Origin of the sequence: Mycoplasma sp. 1654_15 (assembly GCF_012516495.1) — a bacterium.
Lineage (GTDB): Bacteria > Bacillota_I > Bacilli_A > Mycoplasmatales > Metamycoplasmataceae > Mesomycoplasma.
In genome coordinates this window covers 364,501-387,663 of the sequence record NZ_CP051214.1, presented here as the reverse complement: position 1 = coordinate 387,663, position 23,163 = coordinate 364,501, and the positions used below count along the sequence as shown (strand labels likewise).

Here is a 23,163-nt window from a genome sequence, read left to right as displayed (position 1 = left end):
TTATTTATCTCCTAACAAACTTACTTCTTCTACTATTACAGATAAATGAGAAGTTCTTTTTAAAATACGATACGCAACACCTTTTGCTCTTGGTTGAAATCTTTTTAGTGTTGGACCTTCGTTTACAATTACATCTTTAACAATTAAGCTATCACCATTTAATCCGTGATTATTTACAGCGTTGGCAACTGCTGAGTTTAATAATTTTATGAAGAAATATGAAGCTTTTTTGTTTGTATTTTGTAAAATAGCTAATGCATTTGTAGTTGGTTGTTTTTTAATTAAACGAGCCACTAAACGAGCTTTTTGAGCTGAAATACGTTGCATTTTAACACTAGCTTTTGCTTGTTGTAATTTATTTTCCATAACTAATTTCTACCTATTTTTTCTTCCCTTTATCTTGTCCATGACCTGTATAGGTTCTAGTAGGAGAAAATTCACCTAATTTATGACCAACCATATCATCAGTTACATAAACTTCGTTAAATACTTTTCCGTTGTGAACTAAAAATGTTAGTCCAACAAATTCAGGAAATATTGTAGATCTACGAGATCAAGTTTTAATTGGTTTTTTATTTTTTTGTTCATTCATCGCTTCTACTTTTTTAAGTAAATGCTCATCTGCAAATGGACCTTTTTTCAATGAACGTGCCATTATTTAGTATCCTTTCTTCTTCTAAGAATCAATTTAGTTGAAGCTTTTTTATTATTTCTTGTTTTAATTCCAAGTGCTTTTTTACCTCATGGAGTAAGTGGTGCTTTACGTCCAATTGGTTGTTTACCTTCACCACCACCGTGTGGGTGATCATTTGGGTTCATTACTGAACCTCTAACTGTTGGACGAATACCTAAATGACGATTACGTCCTGCTTTTCCGATGTTTACTAAGTTATGTTCTTCATTACCTACTACACCAATTGTTGCTCTACATCTTGCTAATACACGACGGTATTCACCAGATTTTAGTTTTAAAACAACATATTTTCCATCATCGTCTTTACCTTGGATTTGAATTGAAGAACCTGCTGAACGAGCTAATTGTCCACCTTTTCCTGGTTGTAATTCTACATTGTGAATAAATGTACCTTCAGGAATTCTTGATAAAGGAAGTGAGTTTCCAACTAAAATATCAGCTTCATCGCTTGAGACAACTTTTTGTCCAATTTTAATGTCTTTAGGAGCTAAAATATATCTTTTTTCACCATCTACATAATTAATTAAACAAATATTTGCTGATCTATTTGGATCATATTCTATAGATTTTACATAACCTGGAATATCAAATTTATTTCTTTTAAAATCTATAATTCTATATTTTCTTTTGTTTCTTCCACCTTGGTGTCTAGTTGTAATTTTTCCTGTGTTATTACGACCAGATTTTTTAGGTAAAATAACAAGTAATGATTTTTCTGGAGCATGTCCTGAAAGGTTTTTTGAATAATCTAAAGAGCTCATATTACGAAGCCCATTGGTTGTAGGTTTGTATATTTTCATCGCCATATTTACTCTCCTTTAGTTGCTTTTTTAGGTTTAGAAGCTGTTGTTTTTTCTGATTTTGCTTCTTGTTCTGAAGCTTTTGCTTTTATTCCTAATTTTTGAGCAACTTTTTCTTCTATTTTTTTAGCTTTTTCTTTTAATGTAGATTCTTTAGCTTTTGTTTCTTGTTCAGCTTTTAATTTTGCTTCTTTTTGTTCTTGAGTATCTTCTGGATAGAAGTTAATTGAACCTTCTGCTAAAGTTACAATTGCTTTTTTATATGCATTTGTAAACCCGTGGAAACGTCCTAATTTTTTAGGTTTTTTAGGTACATTAAAGATATTTACTTTTTCTACTTTAACTGCAAAAATATGTTCAACTGCTTTTTTAACTTCGGATTTATTAGTTCTTCTGTCTACTTTAAATGTATATACATTTTCAGACATTTGCTCATGTGTTTTTTCAGTTAATATTGGAGCTTTAATAATTTCATTTATATTCATTATTTAACTGTTCCTTCTAAGTTTTTAATATCTGATTCTGAAATTACAAACACATCTGCTTTTACTAAATCTTCTACTAAAATTGAGCTTCATTTTGTAACTTTAACATTTTTTAAATTACGAGCTGATAAAAATAGGTTTGAATCTGAAGAAATAATTAATATATTTCTTAATTCATTTAATTTTTCTGAAGCTAATTTTTTAACTAATGTTTTAGTTGATATTTCTTTTTGTGCAAAGTCAGAAACTAATACTTGATTGTTAGCAGCTAGTTGGCTTAAAGCTGATACAAATGCTAATCTACGAACTTTTTTGTTTAATTTTACTTTGTAGTTTTTATTATTTGTAGGTCCAAAAGCACGACCACCACCTACAAAGATTGGAGAACGTAGTGAACCAGCTCTAGCTTTACCTGTTCCTTTTTGTTTTCAAGGTTTTTTACCTGTTCCACTAACTTCAGCTCTTGATTTTACTTTATGAGTTGGATTTCTACGTGAACCTCTTTCATATAAGATAGTATCGAATATAGCTTGAGAATGAGCTTCTGTTTTTCCAAATAATTCTTTTGGTAATGAAGTTTTGTTTGAAATATTAACTTTTGCTACATTTTTAGATTGTTTAATTTCAACTTTTTTGTCTTCTTTTTTTGAAGCAACAACAGGTTTTGGAGTAGTTTTTGCAACTGGTTTTGGCTCTACTACTTTTTTAACTTCTTTAACTTCTTTTTTTACTTCTTTAGCAGGTTCAACTTTTTTAGCATGTGTGTGAGTATGTGTATGAACGTGCTTATGTGTGTGAGTATGAGTAGTTGAAGATTTTGGTTTAATAATTTCTTTTTTAGGGGCACTGTTGGTTTGAGTTGTGTTTTCTTTTTTATTCATTAGTTGCCTCCTTAGTTTCTACTTGTGTATAAACAACTAATACTTCTGGTTTTTTCTTAGTTGTTCTTTTAACTGCTTCTTTAATAATTAAATAAGACTTATTTGGTCCAGGAACTGATCCTTTAACAACTAAAATGTTGTTTGCTAAATCTATTTTAATAATTTCTAAATTTTGTAAAGTAACTCTTTCATGCCCTAAGTGTCCTGGCATTGTCATACCTTTAACAACTTTGTTTCCTGAAATATCACCAATTGAACCTGTTTGACGAATAGGTTTAGAACCTCCACCTCCACCGTGAGATTTAGGTCCGATGTGTTGGTTATATCTTTTAATAGTTCCGGCAAAACCTTTACCTTTGGATGTTCCAACTACATCTACAAATTCACCTTCTTCAAAGATTGATAAATCAATTTTTTGTCCTAATTCACCTTGCATATTTCTAAACTCTTTAACAAAACGTTTTGGGTTAGATTCTGCTTTTTTAAAATGTCCTAATTCTGGTTTTGTAAATCTGCTTTTTTTCTTGTCAAATGCTGCTAATTGAATAGCTTCATAACCATTTTTCTCTTTAGTTAAAACATTTGAAACTACATTAGGTTGAACTTCTATTACAGTAACTGGAATACTAATTCCTTCTTCTGTAAATAGTTGTGTCATTCCAACTTTTTTACCTAAAATACCTTTCATATTTCTCCTATGATAATTCTAGATTTACTTTAACACCAGAATTTAGTTGTAATCTTTTAATTTTGTCTACTAATACTTTTGAATTAGAACTGTTTGTTTTGATAATAATTAATCTTTGGTGTGTTCTACTTTCGAATTGCTCACGAGATTTTTTGTTAACGTGAACAGATCTCAAAATAGTGAAAATTTCTTTTTTTGTTGGAAGTGGAATTGGTCCACTTACTTCAGCATTTGCTTCTTTTGCAACTAAAACTATTTTAGCTGTTGCTGTGTCTATTAGACGGTGATCAAATGCTTTAAGTTTTATTTGAATTTTGTCCATAAAAAATAAATGTTGTCTCCTTTGGTTTTTTCTTAAACCAGACTCCACATAAAAACCGATAACTAACTAACAACTCTTTTTAGTGTATCGCAACCTTATGCTTCATAGTCCTAAATTTAGTTTTTAAATTATAATACTTTTTTTGAAAAACTCCAAATATTTTTTATTTTTATTTCGCAGATAATTATTGAAGTATAAATAGTACTTGTTAAATTAATCTTTTTTTATTGTTTAGTTTATATATAATAATATAGTTAGTTTGATCCTATGATAAAGGAAACTTATTATATTCAATAATATAAATTAATAATAACAAAGGAAATATAGTTAAATTAAACTATTAGCTAAATTTTATGAAGAATAAATTTCAAAGCAGAGCATTTAATTCTATAGAACTGGTCGAAAATAATTTAATTTTTAAATCATCATTTCAAACTGATAAATTATTTAGCGAATGAAACTGATATAAAAATTTACCAAGCGATTTAAATAAATTTGGTCCAGAAGTTTTCGATTTTAAATTTGCTCAAAACAAGCAAGAATTTTCTGGATATTATATGTCTTTTATTGATGGTTATAACCTAGCTTCTCTTTTAGTGAATAAAGAATATGATGAAAGTTTTTGGAAATCAATTGTAGATAAATGTCTTGAAATTCTTTTTAATTTTACAATCATCCTATAAACTATGAAGAAAATGAAGTAAATTTTCTTGATTTTATTTATTTAACAAAAACAAAACAAAGACTACAAGAGCTAGAAAAGATCGATTATTTTAATCATCTTATTAAATCTGAATATATATTTATTAATAATATTAAAATGAAAAATCTTAGCAAAATAAAAGATTGAATTTTTCAAACAATTAAAAACAAACTTTTTAAAAATGCTTTGATAAGAATTACTCACGGTGATTTTTATCCTGCAAATTTATTAATTTCGAAAGATTTAAATGAACTTAAATTTATAGATCCAAGAGGAAAATTTGCACAAAAAAACTCAATTTTAGGTGATCTTAGATATGATTTTGAAAAATTACTTCATAGTTTTAATGGTTATTATGATTTTATAAAATTTGATAAATTTACTTTAAAACAAAGACAAAACATTTATTTTGACTATGAAATTTTCACAAATGAAATAGTAAAAAAAACTAATTCTTATTTAGAAAAACAAATACAAAAACAGTTTAACTTAAACATTGACGACATCAAGTTTATTGAAGCATTATTATTTTTAACTATGATTCCACTCCATTATGAAAATCTAGAACATCAAAAAATGTTTTACTTATTAGCAATAGAAAAATTTAATTATTTAATGGAGAAAAAATGAGAATAGTTAGCGACTAGGACATAATCCTTTGTATCTAAAAGAAAAAAATTAAAGTCATAGGGAAGTAAAACCTTTTTTAAAAGCTATCGAAAAAATTCAAAAATTATATAGCTAAGTTGATAAAATTTTAATTTATACTACTAGAAATATATAAAATCAAAATCATAATTTAGGTAAAGTTATGCAAAAGAAAAATAAAAATGTTCAAATCGTCATTATTGCTGCCGGAGCAGGCGCTAGGTTTAAAAAAGAAGGATTTTTAGAAGATAAACCATTTATTTTAGTAAATAAAAAAATGATAATTGAATATGCAATTGAAAGTTTTTTAGATTATGAAAATAAAATAGTAGTTTTTCTAAAAGAATTTTTAAATAAATATCCAAAGCAAATTGAATATCTAAAAAATAAATACAAAATTAGACTGGTTTTTATTGATAAATTAACAAAAGGAGCTGCCGAAACTGCTTCGCTTGTTGAAAATATAGTATGTAAAAATAGAGCTTTATTAATTGCAGATTCAGATAATTTTTATATAAATAATCAAACAAGTTTTTTTATTGAAAAAGCTTTAAAAATGAAGGAAAATCAAGCAAATTTATCTGTTTTTGAAAATAATTTACCTCTTTTTTCATATATTAAAATTAAAAATAATTTAGTAGTTAAAACTGTAGAAAAACAAGTAGTTTCTAATTTAGCAATTTCTGGTATGTATTTTTTTAAAAAGGCAAAATTCTTCTTTAGAGCATTTAGGATAATGAAGAAAAATAATTTAAAAATCAATAACGAATTTTATCTTTCTAATATTTATAATATTTTAATCAATAAATTTAAACAAAAGGTTGGCTTTTATAAAATTCAAAATCAAAACTATAAAAGTTTAGGAACTCCTTTGCAAGTAAAAGAATATTTAAAGGAAATCAACAATGAGATTTAATTGAAAAAAATTGAAAAAAATTGATCAAAACGACTTAAGTGTAGTTTTAAATGGACCATTTAACAAGCACACTTACAATGCTGTAAAACGAGTTTTAAAGGTTCTTCCAAAAAGCAAAATTATAGTCTCATGCTGAGAACAAGATGATACAACATTAATTGAAAACATTCCTAACGTATTAATAGTAAAAAGTCAAGATCCGGGAGGATTAAAGCTACCTGGAGTTTTCCAAATGGGAATGAATTACAACAGAATGATTGTTGCTGTAAGAGCTGGTTTAAAGTTAGTAAATACAAAATATGTTCTTAGAATGAGAAATGATTTATCATTACATGATGATAGAATTTTAGTTGATTACAATTATTATTTCCCTAAAAAAGAAGAAAAATATAGTCTTTTTAAAGAAAAAATTGTAACTTTATCTTCTTTTACACAAAAAATTGCTGTACTTCCAGAATATAATGATGTCAACGTAAGTGTTTCAGATTGACTTCACTTAGGATTAACAGAAGATGTAAAACTTTATTGAAATAGAATAGAACTAATAGAAAATCAAGAAGAATTTGCTAATTATTATAGCAATCACCCAAAATATAAAGATAATGACTACGCTTTCAAAGCTTTTGCATTCCCTGAAGTTTATTTTACTTCTTTTAGTGTAAAAGAAAAATTTGAAATCAAAAATATAGGAATGTACGATACAAAATTAACAGATGAAGAAAAAGAAGTTAATAAACATATATTATTTAATAATTTTATTCCACTAAATTACAATATGACAAAGATTTGAAATCAAAAATCTCGTTATATGGTGGCACAGTTATTATCTTTTGCTTTATTTGAATCGTGATTTTATTTAGATTTTCTTTATTGATATCAAGAAACTTTTAAAGATAAACAAGTTCAAAGTCGATTTGGTTGAATAAATAAAACTAAAAATATGTATCTATCACATTGATCTTTTGTTAGAAAAATGAAAATTTCCAACAGAAAAGAACATATAGTGTGAATATTTAGATTACTAACTATTTGGTTTTTAAATATTTTATATATGCTTTTTGTTAAAGTATTTTATCGTTTTATTTTTCTTTTTGAAAAACGAAATTTCTTAAAATTTAAAATAAAGAAAACTAGTTGTCAAAACTAGTTTTTCTTTATTTTTGAAGTAATTTTTCAATTTCTTCTTTGTAAATTGGTTTATTATCTACTCATGGAGTTTCTAAAATAATTGGTATATTATCAAATAAAGGTTCGTGCACTATTTTTTGTAAAGTTTCAAAACCAATAAAACCTTTTCCTATATTTTCATGTCTATCTTTTTTAGAATTTAATTCATTTTTGGAATCATTTAAATGAATTACTTTTAAATAGTTTATTAATCTTGTTGATTTTAATTTTAAAATAAATTCATCATAATTATGTAAGTTATAACCTGCATCTCAAATATGGCAAGTATCTAAACAAACACCAACACGTTCTGAATTTATAGACTCAATTACATAAACAATATCTTCAAAAGTTGTTCCTACTTCTGTTCCTTTGCCTGCCATTGTCTCTATAGTAATTACAACATCTTTTGTTTTAGATAGTATGTATTTTATAGACTCGATTAATTGATTTAAAGATTCTTGAATAGTAAAAGTAGTATATGAGCCTGGATGTAAAACCAAGTATTTTGCTCCGATGTAGTTCATTCTATGGATTTCTTGTATTAAAAAATCGTTTGAAAATTTATGTTTAGTCACACTCGAAGGATTAACAATGTAGGGAGCATGAACAATAATATCTTCAGGAGTAATTAAATTCTGATATTTATCTAAATAAGTTTGCAAATTATACAAAGAAACATCAACTCTTTTAGTGGTTTGAGGAGCACCTAAAAAAATCATCATTGTGTTTGCTTTGTTTTGAAGCGATTCTTCTACTGCTGTTGTTAAATAACCGGGTTTTTTAAATGAAATGTGAGAGCCAAGTTTAATCATTTTTTCCTTAAATGTTGTAAAGTATTTCTTCTAATAATACTATTTTTATTTCAAATTGGTTAGAAAATTCTTTTTCTAATCTTTGTTTAACATCGAAAGCAAAAAATTGTTCTATCAAATGAGGAACAAGCAAAACATTAATGTTTTTAAAAGAAAAACTTAATTCATCTGATCATTTTAAATCAGATGTTATAACTAAATCTGCTTTATGTTTTTTAGCTAAAAAAACTGCTTCAATACCACCAGAACCTGGCAAAATTGCTATTTTATTTATATTAATATTTTTGTTTAAATTAGTTTGTAAATGCTTCAAATTTAAAGCATTTTTAACTTGTTTTACTAGATAAAAAAACTTAATTTTTGTTTCTACTAAAAGATTATAATTATCAATTGATTGAGTTTGTATAACATTTAAACCTAAATGCTTTAATATTGCATTAGCTGTGGCATTACTGTTAGAATCGTAATTTGTATGTAGCGAGAAAATGTTAATTTGTGCTTGTTTTATTTTTTTAACCATTTTTCTTTTATATGGACTAAATTTATAGTTCAAAGTTTTAGTATTATAAAATAAAAAAGGGTGATGAGTTATGATCAAATCAACATTTTCGTTTATGGCTTGATCTAAAATTTTTGGCGTTAAATCTATACATATAAACACTTTTTTTACTTCTTTTATGAAGAAAAAACTAAATCCTGGCTTATCTCAAGATTCAGCTTGTTCTATAGGAAATAATGTGTTTAAATAGTTAGAAATGTCTAAAATTGAAGTGTTCAAATTAAATTAAATCCCTTTGTTTTCATTTTTTCTGAGGATGTCTTAGTTTTTTTAGGATTTTTGACTCAATTTGTCTAATTCTTTCTTTAGTTACTCCTCTTTCTTTAGCTAATTCATCAAAACTGTGAATTCTGTATTGATTTCCGTTTGGATCAGTTCCAAAACCATAACGCTTCATAATAAAGACTTTTTCTTCATTATCTAAATTATTTTCTATCATTTGTCTTAGGATTTTGGTTTTTTCTTCTCGTTCTGAATAATCAACAGGTGAAATTACACTTTCATCTTTAATAAAGTCTGAAAAGGAGCTATCTTCTTCTTTACCAATAGCTTTATCTAATGAAATGGGATCGATATTAATTTTTTTAGTATATCTTACTTTGTCTGCAGTAAAGTCTCCACCCATTGCTTGAGCTATCTGTTCATCTGTTGGAGTTACTCCATATTCTTGTTGTAATTCTCTTTCTATTTTGTTGATTTTATTAATAGTTTCTACCATATGAACTGGAATACGGATAATTCTTGCTTGATCTGCTACAGCACGTGTGATTGCTTGTCTAATTCATCAAGTTGCATAAGTTGAAAATTTATAACCTTTGGTGTAATCATATTTATCAACAGCTTTTAAAATTCCTTGATTTCCTTCAGAAATTAAGTCAATAAAAGTCAGACCTCTGTTTTTATATCTTTTTGCATTATTAATAACTAAACGAAGATTTCTTTTAATTAAAGTATGTCTTGCTCTTTTACCTACACGACCACCCATTTTTGCTGTTTTAGCTAATCTCAACTCTTCTTCTGGTGTAAGTAATTTTCCATACTTTCCGATTCAACGCATATATCATTTAATGATGTCATTTGTATCAGAAAGTTTGTTTCTATAAGAAGCGTCATTTAATATATAAGGAGTTTTAGAACTAATATGAATTTTATCCAATTCAATGTCGTGAATATCCTTGATTTTTAACTCATCGTCTGCATCAATATCTTCGAAATCACCATCGTCTAAATAATCATCATCATTGTGTAATGAATCCATAAAATCATCATCAGAATCTTCGTCATCGTGGTGGAAAAATTCTTGTGATTTTTCTTTTATATTTTGAGCAAATTCTTTTAAATCCAACTCTTCTTGATCTAAATCATCTGTTTCTGTATTTAAAATTTTATTTTTAATTAATGTACTTAAAAACTCATCAACAGCTTGATCTGTGTCAAGTTCTAATTTATTTTTTTCTAAGAATTTCATCACCTCATCTTGTGATAAAAACTTTTTATTTAAAGCTTTCATTCCAGATTTAAGTTCTTTAATCACAAAGGAAATGTCGTTGGTTTTAGATTTGTTTTTTGATTTAGTTTTTGATTTTGTAGATGCAGTTTTTTTAGTAGTTGTGCTCTTTTTAGAAGATGTAGATTTTTTTGTTGTAGAAGATTTTTTAGTGCTTGTTTTTGCTTCTTTTTTCTTTGTAGTTGTTGTTTTTTTGGTTGAAGTTGCTTTTTTAGTAGATATACTTTTTTTAGTTGATGAAGATTTTTTAGCAGTTGTTTTTGCTTCTTTTTCTTTGCTATTAGTTTCTTTTTTAGGTGCGTTTATATCTGTAGATGTAGAAGTTAATTTTTTCGCTGTCATAATTACTCCTTAATAAATTTCATTTTTTTGTTTGTTTCTTTGTTGGATTATAGAGATTGCATCTTTTGCTTCTTGTTCAGTCATCATTCCGTTTTTTCATGATGCTAAAATAGATTCAATATTTCGATTTTCTTGTTTATTTTGTAAGGTTTTTATTAAATTTTCAAATTTATCTTGTGTGTTTTCTAATTTAACACGTTCGCCAGTTTTGACTGTAGATGAAGTAAGTTTAAAATATATTGTTTCTATGTTTTCTTGTTTAAAATTAGATGAAACTAGTTTGGAAAAATACATTTTAAATTTAGGAGATTGAAATTCATAATTATATTTTTTAATGACTTCGATAAATGAAGGAAAAAGTAATAAAGAAATAAGAGCAATTTTTTCGCTGTTTTCCATTTGGAATTCCTTTTTAGGCTTATTTGTGGATTTTTTTTGTTCTTGAATTTTAGGTTCTGCTAATTCAACTCCAAGATTTTCTAAGTCATCTTTATATATTGGTGTTACTTGATCTTTATAATATTTAGGAAGCTCTTTAATATAATGATTATTAAAATAACGTTGTTGTTTTTCTAAATTTGTTTTTAAAAATTTTCAAGAAGTAGGGGAGATGTTAAAATCTTTATTTATTTTTTCGATGAAAAAGTCTTGAATATTTTTTGTACAAAATTGTAAATACTTGCTAAATTCTTTAATAAAATGATCTAATGAAGAAAGATTATTCAAGTCAATAGTTTTACTAAGATGTTCATAAACAAAATTTATTCCATCTTGTCTATTTTTTATTGCTTTTTGTAAAGAACCAGGTCCAAATTTGGAAAAATATTCATCTGGGTCTTTGGTAGATAAAGGTTGCAACACTTTAGTTGTTATTTTATGTTCTAATAATGTATAAATTGATTTTAAAGTGGCTTCAATACCAGCTTGATCGCTATCTAAAACTAATAAAATTTCATATGGTTTTAAATGTTGAATGTGATTTTTAGTTAGTGCTGTACCCATTATTGCAATTGCATTTTTAATACCATCTTTGTAGAATGCAATAACATCCATAAAGCCTTCGCAAATTATTAAAGTCTTTGAAAAAGAAGCAAATTGAACTGCATTTGAGTAATTATATAAAACTTCTGATTTAGAAAATAATGAGTTTGTTGATGAATTAAGGTATTTAGGGCCAAGTGTTGAATCTAAAATTTTACGACCTGAAAAACCAATTACTTTATTGTCAAGGTTTTTAATAGCAAAAACCAATCTGTCTTGGAAAATATCTACTTTTTTTTCTAAAGAAATCAAAGAATAATTTATTAAAAGTGCTTCGTCGTGTCCTTTTTTAAGCAACTTTTCTTTGATACCTGATTTAGGACAATAACCTATAGAAAAAAAGTCAATGATTTCTTTATTTAAATTTCTTTCTAATAAAAATTTTTTGACATAATCAGGGCTGTTTTGTTTTAATTCTAAAGAATAAAATAAAAATGCATCATCAAGAGCTTTTAATGCTTGTAATTCGTTTTCACTGTAGTGTTTAATGTTGCTTTGAATGTGTGATAAATCAATATTTAAATTAAATTGATTTTTAAAATACTCTAGCGTTTTTATATCATCTCAGTGATTAAATTTTTTTACAAAATAATAAGCATTGCCTCCAACGTTACATGAAAAACATTTAAATATTTTTTTACTAACAGAAACTGATAAAGAAGGAGATGAATCTTCATGAAAAGGACATAGACCTAAAAAGTCATTACCTTTTTTTGTTAAATTAATAAAGTTTGAAATTACTTCAAAAATATTTACTTGATTAAGAATTAAATCAACTTCTTTAACATTCATTAATTGTGTTTAGCCTTTTCTAAAAATATTAATAAATCATCTATTGAAATTCTAAATTGTTTCATTGAATCACGTTCTCTAATTGTTATTGTATTATCTTCTAAAGTTTGATAATCAATGGTGATACAATAATAAGTTCCGATTGCATCTTGAATTCTATATCTTTTTCCAATTGAATTTGCTTCATCAAAGGTGGCGGAAATAGAATGTTTTAATAGTAAATTGTATATTTCTAAAGATTTTGGGCTAAGTTTTTTAACTAAAGGTAAAATCGCCACTTTGAATGGTGCAAGCGAAAAGGGAAGAGATAAAAGTGTTCTTTTTTCTTCATTTTCCTTGATTATTTCTTCTTTGTAGCAATTTGTTAAAACAGCTAGCAATAATCTATCAACACCCATAGATGGTTCTATTATATAAGGGAAAAATTTTTGATTTGTAAATGGATCTAAATAGTCTAATTTTTCTCCTGAAGCTACTGAATGAGCTTTAAGATCAAAATCTGAACGGTTAGCTAATCCTATTAATTCTCCTCAACCAAATAAGAATAAAAATTCAATATCAGATGTAGCAAGTGAATAATGAGCTAATTCTTCTGGCTCATGGTGCCTAATTCTAACAAGATTTTTATTTATTTTTAAAGTGTTAAAAAGGAAATCTTGAATTTTATTTAAATAATCTTCAAAAATTTGTTGCGCTTGATCAGGATGACTAAAAATTTCCAATTCCATTTGTTCAAATTCTCTTGTTCTAAAAATGAAATTACCTGGAGTTATTTCATTTCTAAAAGATTTTCCAATTTGACCTATTCCAAATGGTAGCTTTAATCTCATTGATCTCTGAATATTTCTAAAATTAATAAAAATTCCTTGAGCAGTTTCAGGTCTTAAAAATATCTTTGACTTTTTATCTTCAACTACACCTTGTTGTGTTTCAAACATTAAATTAAATTGTTTAATTTCATCTCATTGTGTTGATGAGTTGTCATATTTTAGTACTTTTTCTTTAAAAAGTCCTAAAATTTTTTCTTGTGTAAAGTCATTAAAATTTAAGTCAGGGAATAATTCTTCGAAAAGATGATCTACACGATAACGTTTTTTATTGACTTTATTTTCTATTAAAAGATCGTTGAAATTACTTGTATGTCCTGAAGCTTGTCAAACATTGGGACTTAATAGAATTTTGCTATCAATTGCGAAGTTATTATGAATTTTGGTTATAAAATAATCTCACCAAAGATCTTGAATATTTTTTTTGAGTAAAACACCTAAAGGTCCATAATCTCAAGTATTTGCTAAACCGCCATAAATTTCTGAACCTTGAAAAACAAAACCGAATTGTTTTAAGTGATTAATTAAAGTTTGCATTTCTATTTTGTCTTCCATAATATGTCCTTTATTTAAAATTTATTTTGCATCATTGAATTGAAAATACCGCCTTTGTTTTGCGATATTTCCTTCATTTTTTTAGACATTTGTTCGAATTCATTTAAAAGTCTATTAAATTCTTGTGAACTTCTTCCTGAACCTTTTAAAATCCTTCTTTTTCTTGAATCGTTTTTTAATAATTTAGGTTTTTTTCTTTCTTCCATAGTCATAGAAGAAATCAAAATTTCATAAAGTTTGATTTTCTTTTCTGCTTCTGTAATTTGATCTGAATTTATTTTATCTGCCATACCTGGAATAAGTTTAATTATTTTAGTCATCTTACCCAGTTTTTGTATTTGGTATAAACTATTTAGTAAATCATCTAAATTAAAGTTACCTGAAAAAATTTTTTTACCGATTTTTCCTATTTGATCTTTATCAATTACTTCTTCTGCCTTCTCGATTAAAGAAAGGACATCTCCCATTCCTAAAATTCTTGAAGCCATTCTGTCTGGATAAAATAAATCAAAATTTGTAATTTTTTCACCTGTTCCAATAAACACTATTGGAATTTTTAACAGCTTAGTTAATGAAAGAGCAGCTCCACCTCTTGCATCTGAATCTAATTTAGTAATAATGGAACCAGTTAAAGAAATATGTTCATTAAATGTTTTAGCAACATTTATTATGTCCTGACCAGAAAGTGCATCTGCTACAAAGAAAATTTCATGTGGTTTAGCAGTTTTTTCTATATCTTGTAATTCTTGCATTAATTTTTCATCAATAGAAAGTCTTCCGGCTGTATCTATAATAACTAAATCAAACTCATTATCTTTTGCAAATTCTAATCCTGCACTAACAATTTCTTGTGGTGAGCTATCTTTTTGCGAAAATACAGGAATATTAATTTGTTTTCCTAATTGGATTAGTTGTTCAATAGCAGCTGGACGATAAATATCAGCAGCAATTAGTAATGGTTTGTTAATATGTTTTTTACGAAGTGAAAAATGAGCTAATTTTGCTACTGTAGTTGTCTTACCAGAACCTTGAAGACCTACTAAAACTATTTTTTCAATCGGTTTGTTATACTTAATTTGTTTTGGTTTTTCACCTAAGACTTTTACTAAATTTTCATTTACTATCTTAATAAATTGTTGTTGTGGATTTAATGTAGTAGTAATCTCTGTTGCTAAAGCTTTTTCTTTAATTTCCTTGATAAAATCTTTAACAATCAATAAATTAACGTCAGCTTCTAATAATGCTAATTTGATTTCTCTAATAACTTCATTTAAGTCTTCTTCCTTAAGTGTAGTCTTAGCATTCATTTTAGCAAATGATTTTTGAAATCTTTTACTTAAAAAATCTAACATAAAAAAATACAAAAATTTTTCTATTTGTAATAGAAAAATTTAAGTTTATATTATTTTTGATTCTCTTTTATTTGAGCTGCTACTTCTTGAGCAAAATCTACTGATTGTTTTTCAATTCCTTCACCTACTTCAAATCTTACAACTTCCAATAATTCAGAATTATTAGCTTCTAAATATTTTTGTACTGTGTATTGTGATTCTAAAGCAAATTCTTGAGCTACTAAAACAAATTTACCTAATTCTTTGTTCATCATACCTCTTAGGATATTTTCTTGAATTTTTTCTGGTTTACCTGCTAATGCTGGAGAGGCTTTGAATTCATTTTCTAATTTTTTAATTTGTTCTTGTGGAACATCTTTTATAAATATAAATTCTGGATTTAAAGCTGCTACATGCATTGCAATATTTTTAGCAACTTGTTCTTTTTGAGATTTAATTAAAACTATTGCTGCTATTTGTCCATTGTGGTGAATGTAAACTCCTAGTTGTTCTTCTGGTTTAATAGCAACTTTTTTAAATCTTCTTAAAGAAATTTTTTCTCCAATAGTTGCTGTTGCATCTGTAATTGAATCTTCAATAGTTTTACCTAATTTTGTTTTTAATTTAAAAGCTTCTTGTTCTGAAGAAAAATCATTTTCTAATAAAGTTTCTGATACTAAGTGAAGTAATTCAACAAAATTTTTGTTTTTTGCAACAAAATCTGTTTCAGAATTTAGTTCTACAATAACTCCATGTGTTTGGTTTTTAGTTGCAAAAACTAAACCTTCTGCAGCGATTCTATCTGCTTTTTTAAGAGCTTTGGTTTTTCCGTTTTCTTGTAATCAAGCGATAGCTTTGTCTAAATCTGCACCAGTTTGCTCTAAAGCTTTTTTACAATCTATAAAAGGTGCATCTGTAATTTCTCTTAACTTTTTTATTTTTTGCATTAAATCTGCTGACATATTATTCTCCTTGTTTTTGTTCTTTATTTTCTTCTTTTTCTTTTGAATGAGCTTCTGGTTTTACTCTTGCAGTGAAGTTTTTTTGGTGAATTTGATTTTGTGCATCTGCGCTGAATTTTTTAAATTTATTTATAGCTTTTTGTTCTTTGTCAGGATCTTCTGGAAGAACAATGCTTTCTGTAGGTTGGTAAGCAAATAAAGCTTTACCTCCTTTAGCTGTTGCAATAGCATCTGCTAATATTGTAAAGATTAAAGTTATTGATTTAACAGAATCATCATTTGCTGGAATTCCAAAATCCAATAAAGATGGATCGGTGTTAGAGTCCATAATTCCTATTACTTTTACTTTAGCTTTTTTAGCTTCTTTAATAGCAATAATATCTTTGTTTGGATCTGCTACTAACATAATTAACTTATCATTATTTATGAATTTCAATCCTCTAATACCATTTAAGTTTTTTTGTAACTTAGCAAGTTTTTTAGCCATTAAAACACCTTCTTTTTTGGTGTAATTACTGAAATTATTTTCAGCATGCACTTCTAATTCTTGCATTTGTTTTAATCTAGATAAAATTGTTTTTTTGTTTGTTAAAGTTCCACCTAATCATCTTTCTGAAACGAAAATTGAATTAGTTCTTTCTGCTTGTGCTTCTACAACTTTTTTAGCTTGTTTTTTTGTACCAACAAAAATAAATGAAGCTCCTTTTGAAGCTAATTTGTGAATTAATTGGTAAGCAATTTCAAGTGTTTTTTGAGTTTTAACAACATCTAAAATGTGTGTTCCATTTTTAGGTTTTTTTAAAATGTAGGATTGCATTTTTGGATGTCATTGTGAAGCTTTGTGTCCAAAATATGTTCCTGCTTCTAAAAGTTTTTGTTTTGAAACAATAGGAGTAGCTTCTGTTTGTTGTGTTTGTTCTTTGTTTTGTTCATTTGCTGAATTATGTTCAGCTGATTTTGTTTTGATTTCTTTTTCTGGTTTTAAGTTTTCAGATTTTGCTGTCATGTTTTAGTTTCCTTTAGTTTGTTTTTTTCTTCTTAAAATTTCTAACGGCTAGCACAATTTTTGCACACCCAACCGAATCCATTTTAATGCTTATTTGTTTATAAATATTTTGTCAAAATCAAAAAAGTTTGACATAATTTGTAAGTAATAGTTTTTGAATTTTAGCAGAAAATAAAAGAAAAAGAAGAAAATTACAGCATTTTATCTATAAATTCGACAAAGTCAATAATTCCAGGATAAGTTAAAATAAGTTCAAAGCCATTTTTACTTAAGTAGTCAATTGTTAAAGATTTTTGTTTTTCAAAGTCAATTTTATCAATACTGATCAAGAAAAAACGTTCATCTGTTTTAAATAAAATGATAAAGAAAGCACAACCAAAATGTTGTTTAATTTTTTTTAAATAGTTTATTTGATGCTTTGGAATGATGTTTAAGTTTAATCTGTTTTCGTTTGTACTTTTTGCTTCAAATGCTAAAAAAATTCCTTTGTATATACCATAATAATCAACTGTGCTTTTTTTAGAAATATAGCTTTTGTCTAGCTTTAAATTTTCATTTACTTTTTTAAATTGAATATCTAAGTTTTTCTTATGACAAATTGCTATATTATTTTTTCAATAAAAGTCGATTGTTAAGTTAATAATTTTTTCTAAGATCATTCCTTTGTTTTTTACTATCATATAATTTATATTTATAATTTTTAGAGTATTTTCAACAAAAAAGAAAAAAATTAGGAAAAAAGAAAGAGAATTTACTATATGATAGGAATTGATATCACGAATAAACAAAGATTTAAGAATAAATCAGAAGCTTTTGTAAAAAAAATACTTCATAATGAAGAATTTTTAAAATATTGTTTACTAAATGCGGAGGAAGAAAAGCTAAATTTTATAGCTACTCGTTGGGCAATTAAAGAGGCTTTATTTAAATGTGATAATTCTTTTTTTAATTTTAATAAAATTAATTTAAAATATAATGAAAGAAAATACTTCATAGAAAATTTTGAAAATCAATTTTTCATTACTACTTCAAATGAAGAAAACATTGTAGTAGCTGTGGTTATGAAGGTCAAGGAATAATATGATAATTAAATTAAAACTTGTATTATGAAGCTGATTATGAGCTTATAGAATCAACAAAATTAGATCACTTTCAACTAAACATATAAAGAAAAAGAAAGAACTTGCACCTTATTTTAGATCTAGCTTAATTTTAAAATATGCAAAATCTTTACTAAAACTTTTTAATGTCAAAGTGGTTATAAAAGGTTATGAAAATATACAAAAAACACCAGCAATGATAGTGGCAAATCATGCTTCAAATGCTGATTCATTATTTGTATATTTAGCTTTAGAAAAACAAAATAAAGATGAACAAGATAAAGAAAATGTCTTAACTTTTTTAGCAAAAAAAGAATTACAAGATAAAAAAGTAACAAAATGAATCTTGCAACTAATTGATACTTTCTTTATAGATAGGCAAAAAATTAAAGAATCATTTGCAACTTTAGTAGATTTTGGTAAGTTTGTACGTGAGAAAAAAACTTATGGAGTTGTGTTTCCAGAAGGAACAAGAACAGAGGATGGAAATATTCAAAATTTCAAGATTGGTGCATTTAAAATTGCAAAGAAAAATTATTTACCTATAATTCCTATCACTATTAATAATTCAGGTGCAGCTTTTGATACCAATAGAAAAGAGAAACTTACTGTCGAAGTTATTATTCACAAACCTATTAAGGCAACATTTGTTTCCTCCCAACCTGCAGAAGCACTAGCTCTAAAATCTAAAAATATTATTGAACAATCTTATATAATTAATCCTTCAGAAAAACAAATTAAAAAGGCAAGAAAATAATATGTTTTTAAATCAAGAATTAAATATCCAAATTAAAAATTATGATGGACCTTTAGATTTATTACTAGATCTTGTAAGAAGTAAAAAGATAGAAATCAAAGATGTTGATGTTGTCGAATTAGCTGATCAGTATATAAAAATCATCGATCATTTAAAAGATAAAAATATTAAATTAGCTTCAGAATATTTAGTAATTGCTGCTACTTTAATTTACATTAAAGCAAGAGCTTTATTAATTGATAAAACTGATGAAGTTGATGAAGAATTAGAAATAGATAAAAATAAAATTTTGGCAATGCTTTATGAATATCAACAAATAAAAGCAATTGCAGAAATGCTTAGAGAACAACTAGAACATAGAAATAATTACTTTGAAAAACAAGCAAGTAGTTATGCTGATTACAAAAGAAAAAGAGAAGATTCAAAATTAGATGGAAAGTCTTCTCAAATGAAGCTAATTGAGATCTTAAGGATGATGTTTGAAAGAAACTCTGCAAAAGAAAAAATTCAAATTAAAACTGATAATGTGCATGTAAATCCTGAAGAACAAAGCAATTATGTCTTGAATCTTTTAAAAGAACATGATATGCTTGATTTTGAAGAAGTTTTTGCACTTCCTACGCTAAAACACTTTTCTATTACATTAATATCAGTATTAGAAATGGCTAAAAAACATATACTACATTTAAAACAAGAAAAACAATTTGGTGATATAAAAATTTACAAAGGTGGAGAAGAAAATGAAATATAGAGTTATTGAAGCTTTATTATACATTCAAGGTGAACAAGGTTTAACTTCAGAACAATTACAACAGTCTTTAAAACTAGATAAAGTCAATGAAGCTAGAAAAATTTTAAAAGACTATATGATTAAATTTAACAGAGAAAATAGAGGAATAACTATTGTAGAGTTTAATGATGTTTTTAAATTTGTTACAGCAAAAGATGTAAAACCATTTTTAATTGATTTTGTAAGTAATGAAAGAAAATACAAACTAACAAATTCAGCAATTGAAGTCGCTGCTATAATAGCCTACAAACAACCAGTTACTCGTTCAATGATAAATCAAATTAGGGGTGGGAAGATTTCAGATTCAATTGTTGGTTCTTTATTAGCAAAAGGAATAGTAGAAGAATTGGGAAATGCGCCTACAGTAGGAAATCCAATTTTATATGGAGTAACTAATAAATTTTTTGACTATTTTAAATTAAGATCGCTAAAAGATTTACCTAAATTTAAAGAATTTGATTATTTTGTTGCAGATAATAATGCAGATGAAGTAGTTCAAAAAGAAGCTGAAGCATTTGATCTTTATAGTTCACAAAGAGAAGAAGATTCTTTTGATGAATAGTATTTATACTAACAAAATAAATTATCAAACTTCTTCCAAAAATAAAACAAATGATTTGGAATCGTATTTTATATCAACTTTAAAAATTCAAAACTCTAAGATTTTAGCCCCAGTTGGAATTTTAGAAAATGAATGAAACGAAGAAAATGTCTTTAATTTTGCTATGAAATTAAAGCATTTTTTATTGTTGCATAAGCAAAAAATTAAATTAATGCTTTATTGTAATAAAAGCGAAATTACAACTGTTTTTGGAAGTATCATCTCTAGTGTTTTATCTGAAGAAACAAAAATAGAAGTATTTTTATATGATAAGGACACTAATTTTTCGCTTCAACAATATAAATCTGAATTTATACAATTTGACTTTGATTTTTTTATTAGTTTAGATGTATTTCAGTACAAGAAAAAAGATTATGTTGAATTACAAATTAAGCAAGAAGAGCTAAAACCTTTAGACTCTGAACAAATTAGTTATTTAAATTCTTTAGAAAATGAAGTTTTTCAAGAAAAATGAAGTATTGAGAAGTTAAAAAATAATAATCAAGCAAAAATATTAAATCCTATAGAAATCAAGCAAAATATAGAGAAAAATGCAAATTTTCTTTTGTCATTGCAGGAAAATTTCAAGTTCAAATTTGGTATTTTTAATAACTTAAATGATGATAGCAAAGTAGCTATTGATTATTTTAAAAAAAATAATATTGATAATATAAAATCATTGTCTTGAAGCTCAAAAAACAATAATTTATTTAACAAATTTAACAAAAAAATTATTTGAAAAAAACTTACAAAAAGGGTTGAAAAAAATACAGATTTTATCTTCTGAATTAAAGATAAAAATATTGATATTTTGTATAAAAATAAACGCTTTTTTGAATATCTAAGCACAAACGAATTACAACTTATTTGTTTGGAATATTTAAGAAAATTTTTTATAAACAATAGGGAAGTTAAATTTATTGTTAATCTTGAAAGTCTTGATTATGTAAAGACTTTTTTAAAAGAACATTTCCAAGAGCAAATAGTTTTTTATTCTAATCAGAATCAAGAAGAATATTTAATTCAAAAATATTCTAAACAACAAGTATTTTTATTTAATCAACAAAACTTTTTTTTCTTCAATAATAAAGAAAATACAGATTATAGTTTAACTTCACAGGCACTATTTTATATTAGAGTTTTAGAAGCTTTAAAAGAAGAAAATGATTGCTTTTTAAAACAAATCGATAATTTAAAAACTAAATATAATTTTCAACCTATATATCAATTTAAGCAGCGTCTAAATTATGATAATTTTAGAAATTTTATTCATAAACTTAATGAAGAAAAAGTGTTAGTAGATTTAACAATAAAAAGTGTTAAGTTTTTAGAAGCAATTTCTTCAGAAAATGAAGAAAAAATTAAGATTGTTCTAGATAAAAATACTATTATTTACTTTTTGTATAACAAGATAAAAAGAACTTTAAAAACTACAATAATATCTGATTTAACAAAACAAAATTATAAAGATGCTATCATCAATGAAAATGAAATAAAAAAAGAAATTAAGACATTATCAAAACATGAACTTCAAAAACAACAAAACAAGAAAAACGCTTTAAAAGCATTTGTTTTAGCTTCAGTAATTGTTGTTATTTTGTTTTTTTTATTTTACCAGGTTTATAAAATAACAAATCAAGATGTTGGACAGTCATTTAGTTCTTTATTAAATGGATTTTATGATGTTTTTTTAACTAATTTAAAAAAGCGTGTATTTATTTTATTCATAGTTATATATTATATTTTCTTCTCGCTTGGAAATGGTTTTTTAATGTATAGAATTATGAAAAAACTTCATATTCCTATCAAATTTAGACATATTTCAATGTCATTATTTTTAGGAGTGTTTATGGCTAACTCAACGCCTTTTTATTTTGGTGGAGAAATTATTCAGTATTGATATTTACAAAAAAAAGGTTATAAACTAAGAAAGATTCTGTCAGCTTTTACTTATGCTGCTTTTTTACACCAAATTTTTATATTAATTTATTCTTTAATAATGTTGCCCTTAGGTTTTTATTTTTACAAAGATAACTTATTGGTATTTGACAGTGTAGACAAAATTATTCTTTTTGTTTGGCTAATTTTTAACATTTTTATTAATTTATTTGTTACTTTAATTATTTTAGTTTTATCCATCTGAACTAAATTACAACACAAAGCAATATTAGTTTTTATTTGATTATTATCCTTCAATCCAGTTCAAATTATTGAAGATAAAAGTAGATTAAATTATTTTTTACAAGCAGAGGCTGAATTATTTAGGAAAAACTTTTATTTCGTTATCAAAGACTTTAAATTCTTTTTGGAAACCTTGTTTTATAAAGCAATTGTATTTTCTTTGATAAATATGAATTTTTTTATCTTATTAAGAACAACACAGACAGCTATAGAAAAAAGTTTACATCCAGAGCTTTATAATAATGTCTTTGATTTTGTAGGTTATATAAAATTCTTATCTGGAACTAATATTTTGATAATGTCTAATAATTTAAATCCAACGCCTAGTGGACTAGGTTCAATTGATTTAATTTCTTTAATGGTATTTAAAAACTACTTTCCTGTAGCAAATTCAGATCCTACAATTGCTCAAGAAGGTGATTATTATCTAAAAGTCTTTAATTTTTCAGGCAGAGTTCTAACTTGATTAATTCCTTATATTTCTTCAGGTGTGTTTTTAATAATTGTTTGAATAGGTGAAAAAAGGCTTGAAAAATATAGAACTATTCGGCATGCTATTAGTTTAAATCCTGAAATAAAAAATAAAGTAAAAAGAACATATTCTATTTACTTTAAAGTTACTTATTCAATAGTTGCTGTTGTAGTCATTTCTTTATTGCTTACAATATTATTTTTTTAAAAAAGGCAATAAAA

25 protein-coding genes are annotated in these 23,163 nt (G+C 25.7%); 9 read left to right on the top strand and 16 right to left on the bottom strand.

Annotated elements, in window-relative coordinates:
- Genes rplV through rpsJ form a run of 7 tightly spaced genes read right to left on the bottom strand, consistent with a single transcriptional unit; the run spans position 1 to position 3,870 of the window.
- Positions 1-366, bottom strand: coding sequence for a 50S ribosomal protein L22 (gene rplV / locus HF996_RS01780; RefSeq protein ID WP_168910361.1), 366 nt, complete (start codon positions 364-366; stop codon positions 1-3).
- 13 nt (positions 367-379) lie between these two features.
- A complete protein-coding gene (rpsS, locus tag HF996_RS01775) occupies positions 380-655 on the bottom strand; it encodes a 30S ribosomal protein S19 (protein ID WP_168910360.1) in 276 nt (91 codons plus the stop codon).
- A complete protein-coding gene (gene rplB / locus HF996_RS01770; RefSeq protein WP_168910359.1) occupies positions 655-1,500 on the bottom strand; it encodes a 50S ribosomal protein L2 in 846 nt (281 codons plus the stop codon). The genes rpsS and rplB overlap by 1 nt, the downstream gene beginning before the upstream one ends.
- 2 nt (positions 1,501-1,502) lie before the next feature.
- Positions 1,503-1,979, bottom strand: coding sequence for a 50S ribosomal protein L23 (gene rplW / locus HF996_RS01765; RefSeq protein WP_168910358.1), 477 nt, complete (start codon positions 1,977-1,979; stop codon positions 1,503-1,505).
- A complete protein-coding gene (rplD, locus tag HF996_RS01760; RefSeq protein ID WP_168910357.1) occupies positions 1,979-2,860 on the bottom strand; it encodes a 50S ribosomal protein L4 in 882 nt (293 codons plus the stop codon). Before rplD ends, rplW begins: the two co-directional genes overlap by 1 nt.
- On the bottom strand, positions 2,853-3,548 hold the full coding sequence (rplC, locus tag HF996_RS01755; protein WP_168910356.1) for a 50S ribosomal protein L3: 696 nt from the start codon (positions 3,546-3,548) through the stop codon (positions 2,853-2,855). The genes rplD and rplC overlap by 8 nt, the downstream gene beginning before the upstream one ends.
- 7 nt (positions 3,549-3,555) lie before the next feature.
- Positions 3,556-3,870, bottom strand: a complete 315-nt coding sequence (gene rpsJ / locus HF996_RS01750; protein WP_168910355.1) for a 30S ribosomal protein S10 — start codon at positions 3,868-3,870, stop codon at positions 3,556-3,558.
- Positions 3,871-4,223: 353 nt separating this feature from the next.
- Here rpsJ and HF996_RS01745 point away from each other — a divergent pair, with 353 nt between their 5' ends.
- The 4 genes from HF996_RS01745 (at position 4,224) to HF996_RS01730 (ending at position 7,284) form a co-directional block, all read left to right on the top strand.
- On the top strand, positions 4,224-4,553 hold the full coding sequence (locus HF996_RS01745; RefSeq protein ID WP_168910354.1) for a hypothetical protein: 330 nt from the start codon (positions 4,224-4,226) through the stop codon (positions 4,551-4,553).
- A 137-nt stretch (positions 4,554-4,690) separates the two neighbouring features.
- Positions 4,691-5,209: a hypothetical protein gene (locus HF996_RS01740; RefSeq protein WP_168910353.1), complete on the top strand. Its 519-nt coding sequence runs from the start codon at positions 4,691-4,693 to the stop codon at positions 5,207-5,209.
- Between the two features lie 175 nt (positions 5,210-5,384).
- Positions 5,385-6,137, top strand: coding sequence for a sugar phosphate nucleotidyltransferase (locus tag HF996_RS01735; protein ID WP_168910352.1), 753 nt, complete (start codon positions 5,385-5,387; stop codon positions 6,135-6,137).
- Positions 6,127-7,284: a WavE lipopolysaccharide synthesis family protein gene (locus HF996_RS01730; protein WP_168910351.1), complete on the top strand. Its 1,158-nt coding sequence runs from the start codon at positions 6,127-6,129 to the stop codon at positions 7,282-7,284. The genes HF996_RS01735 and HF996_RS01730 overlap by 11 nt, the downstream gene beginning before the upstream one ends.
- Before the next feature lie 7 nt (positions 7,285-7,291).
- Here HF996_RS01730 and HF996_RS01725 read toward each other — a convergent pair whose 3' ends face one another.
- The 9 genes from HF996_RS01725 to recU form a co-directional block, all read right to left on the bottom strand.
- Positions 7,292-8,119: a deoxyribonuclease IV gene (locus HF996_RS01725; RefSeq protein WP_168910350.1), complete on the bottom strand. Its 828-nt coding sequence runs from the start codon at positions 8,117-8,119 to the stop codon at positions 7,292-7,294.
- A 7-nt stretch (positions 8,120-8,126) separates the two neighbouring features.
- Positions 8,127-8,897, bottom strand: coding sequence for a Nif3-like dinuclear metal center hexameric protein (locus HF996_RS01720; RefSeq protein ID WP_168910349.1), 771 nt, complete (start codon positions 8,895-8,897; stop codon positions 8,127-8,129).
- A gap of 1 nt (position 8,898) precedes the next feature.
- A complete protein-coding gene (locus HF996_RS01715) occupies positions 8,899-10,527 on the bottom strand; it encodes an RNA polymerase sigma factor (protein ID WP_174813140.1) in 1,629 nt (542 codons plus the stop codon).
- A gap of 9 nt (positions 10,528-10,536) precedes the next feature.
- Positions 10,537-12,360 carry a DNA primase gene (dnaG, locus tag HF996_RS01710; protein ID WP_168910348.1) on the bottom strand — a complete coding sequence of 608 codons (1,824 nt, stop codon included), beginning with the start codon at positions 12,358-12,360 and terminating at the stop codon, positions 10,537-10,539.
- Positions 12,360-13,742, bottom strand: coding sequence for a glycine--tRNA ligase (locus tag HF996_RS01705; RefSeq protein WP_168910347.1), 1,383 nt, complete (start codon positions 13,740-13,742; stop codon positions 12,360-12,362). The genes dnaG and HF996_RS01705 overlap by 1 nt, the downstream gene beginning before the upstream one ends.
- Positions 13,743-13,756: 14 nt before the next feature.
- The gene (gene ffh / locus HF996_RS01700; RefSeq protein WP_168910346.1) at positions 13,757-15,094 is read right to left on the bottom strand and encodes a signal recognition particle protein; all 1,338 of its coding nucleotides are present in this window, start codon (positions 15,092-15,094) and stop codon (positions 13,757-13,759) included.
- 50 nt (positions 15,095-15,144) lie between these two features.
- Positions 15,145-16,035 (bottom strand): translation elongation factor Ts, encoded by an 891-nt coding sequence (tsf, locus tag HF996_RS01695; RefSeq protein ID WP_168910345.1) that lies wholly within the window; start codon positions 16,033-16,035, stop codon positions 15,145-15,147.
- 1 nt (position 16,036) lies between these two features.
- A complete protein-coding gene (rpsB, locus tag HF996_RS01690; protein ID WP_168910344.1) occupies positions 16,037-17,041 on the bottom strand; it encodes a 30S ribosomal protein S2 in 1,005 nt (334 codons plus the stop codon).
- Between the two features lie 191 nt (positions 17,042-17,232).
- Positions 17,233-17,721, bottom strand: coding sequence for a Holliday junction resolvase RecU (gene recU, locus HF996_RS01685; RefSeq protein ID WP_168910343.1), 489 nt, complete (start codon positions 17,719-17,721; stop codon positions 17,233-17,235).
- A 78-nt stretch (positions 17,722-17,799) separates the two neighbouring features.
- Here recU and HF996_RS01680 point away from each other — a divergent pair, with 78 nt between their 5' ends.
- From HF996_RS01680 to HF996_RS01660, 5 genes are read left to right on the top strand one after another with little or no spacing between them, the layout of a single operon-like run.
- Positions 17,800-18,120: a 4'-phosphopantetheinyl transferase superfamily protein gene (locus tag HF996_RS01680; protein ID WP_168910342.1), complete on the top strand. Its 321-nt coding sequence runs from the start codon at positions 17,800-17,802 to the stop codon at positions 18,118-18,120.
- Between the two features lies 1 nt (position 18,121).
- On the top strand, positions 18,122-18,898 hold the full coding sequence (locus HF996_RS01675) for a lysophospholipid acyltransferase family protein (RefSeq protein WP_168910341.1): 777 nt from the start codon (positions 18,122-18,124) through the stop codon (positions 18,896-18,898).
- A 1-nt stretch (position 18,899) separates the two neighbouring features.
- Positions 18,900-19,649: a segregation/condensation protein A gene (locus tag HF996_RS01670; RefSeq protein ID WP_168910340.1), complete on the top strand. Its 750-nt coding sequence runs from the start codon at positions 18,900-18,902 to the stop codon at positions 19,647-19,649.
- Entirely contained in the window at positions 19,639-20,250 is a 612-nt protein-coding gene (scpB, locus tag HF996_RS01665) for an SMC-Scp complex subunit ScpB (RefSeq protein ID WP_168910339.1), read from the top strand. Before HF996_RS01670 ends, scpB begins: the two co-directional genes overlap by 11 nt.
- Positions 20,243-23,149 (top strand): lysylphosphatidylglycerol synthase transmembrane domain-containing protein, encoded by a 2,907-nt coding sequence (locus HF996_RS01660; protein ID WP_168910338.1) that lies wholly within the window; start codon positions 20,243-20,245, stop codon positions 23,147-23,149. The genes scpB and HF996_RS01660 overlap by 8 nt, the downstream gene beginning before the upstream one ends.
- Positions 23,150-23,163 lie beyond the last annotated feature (14 nt).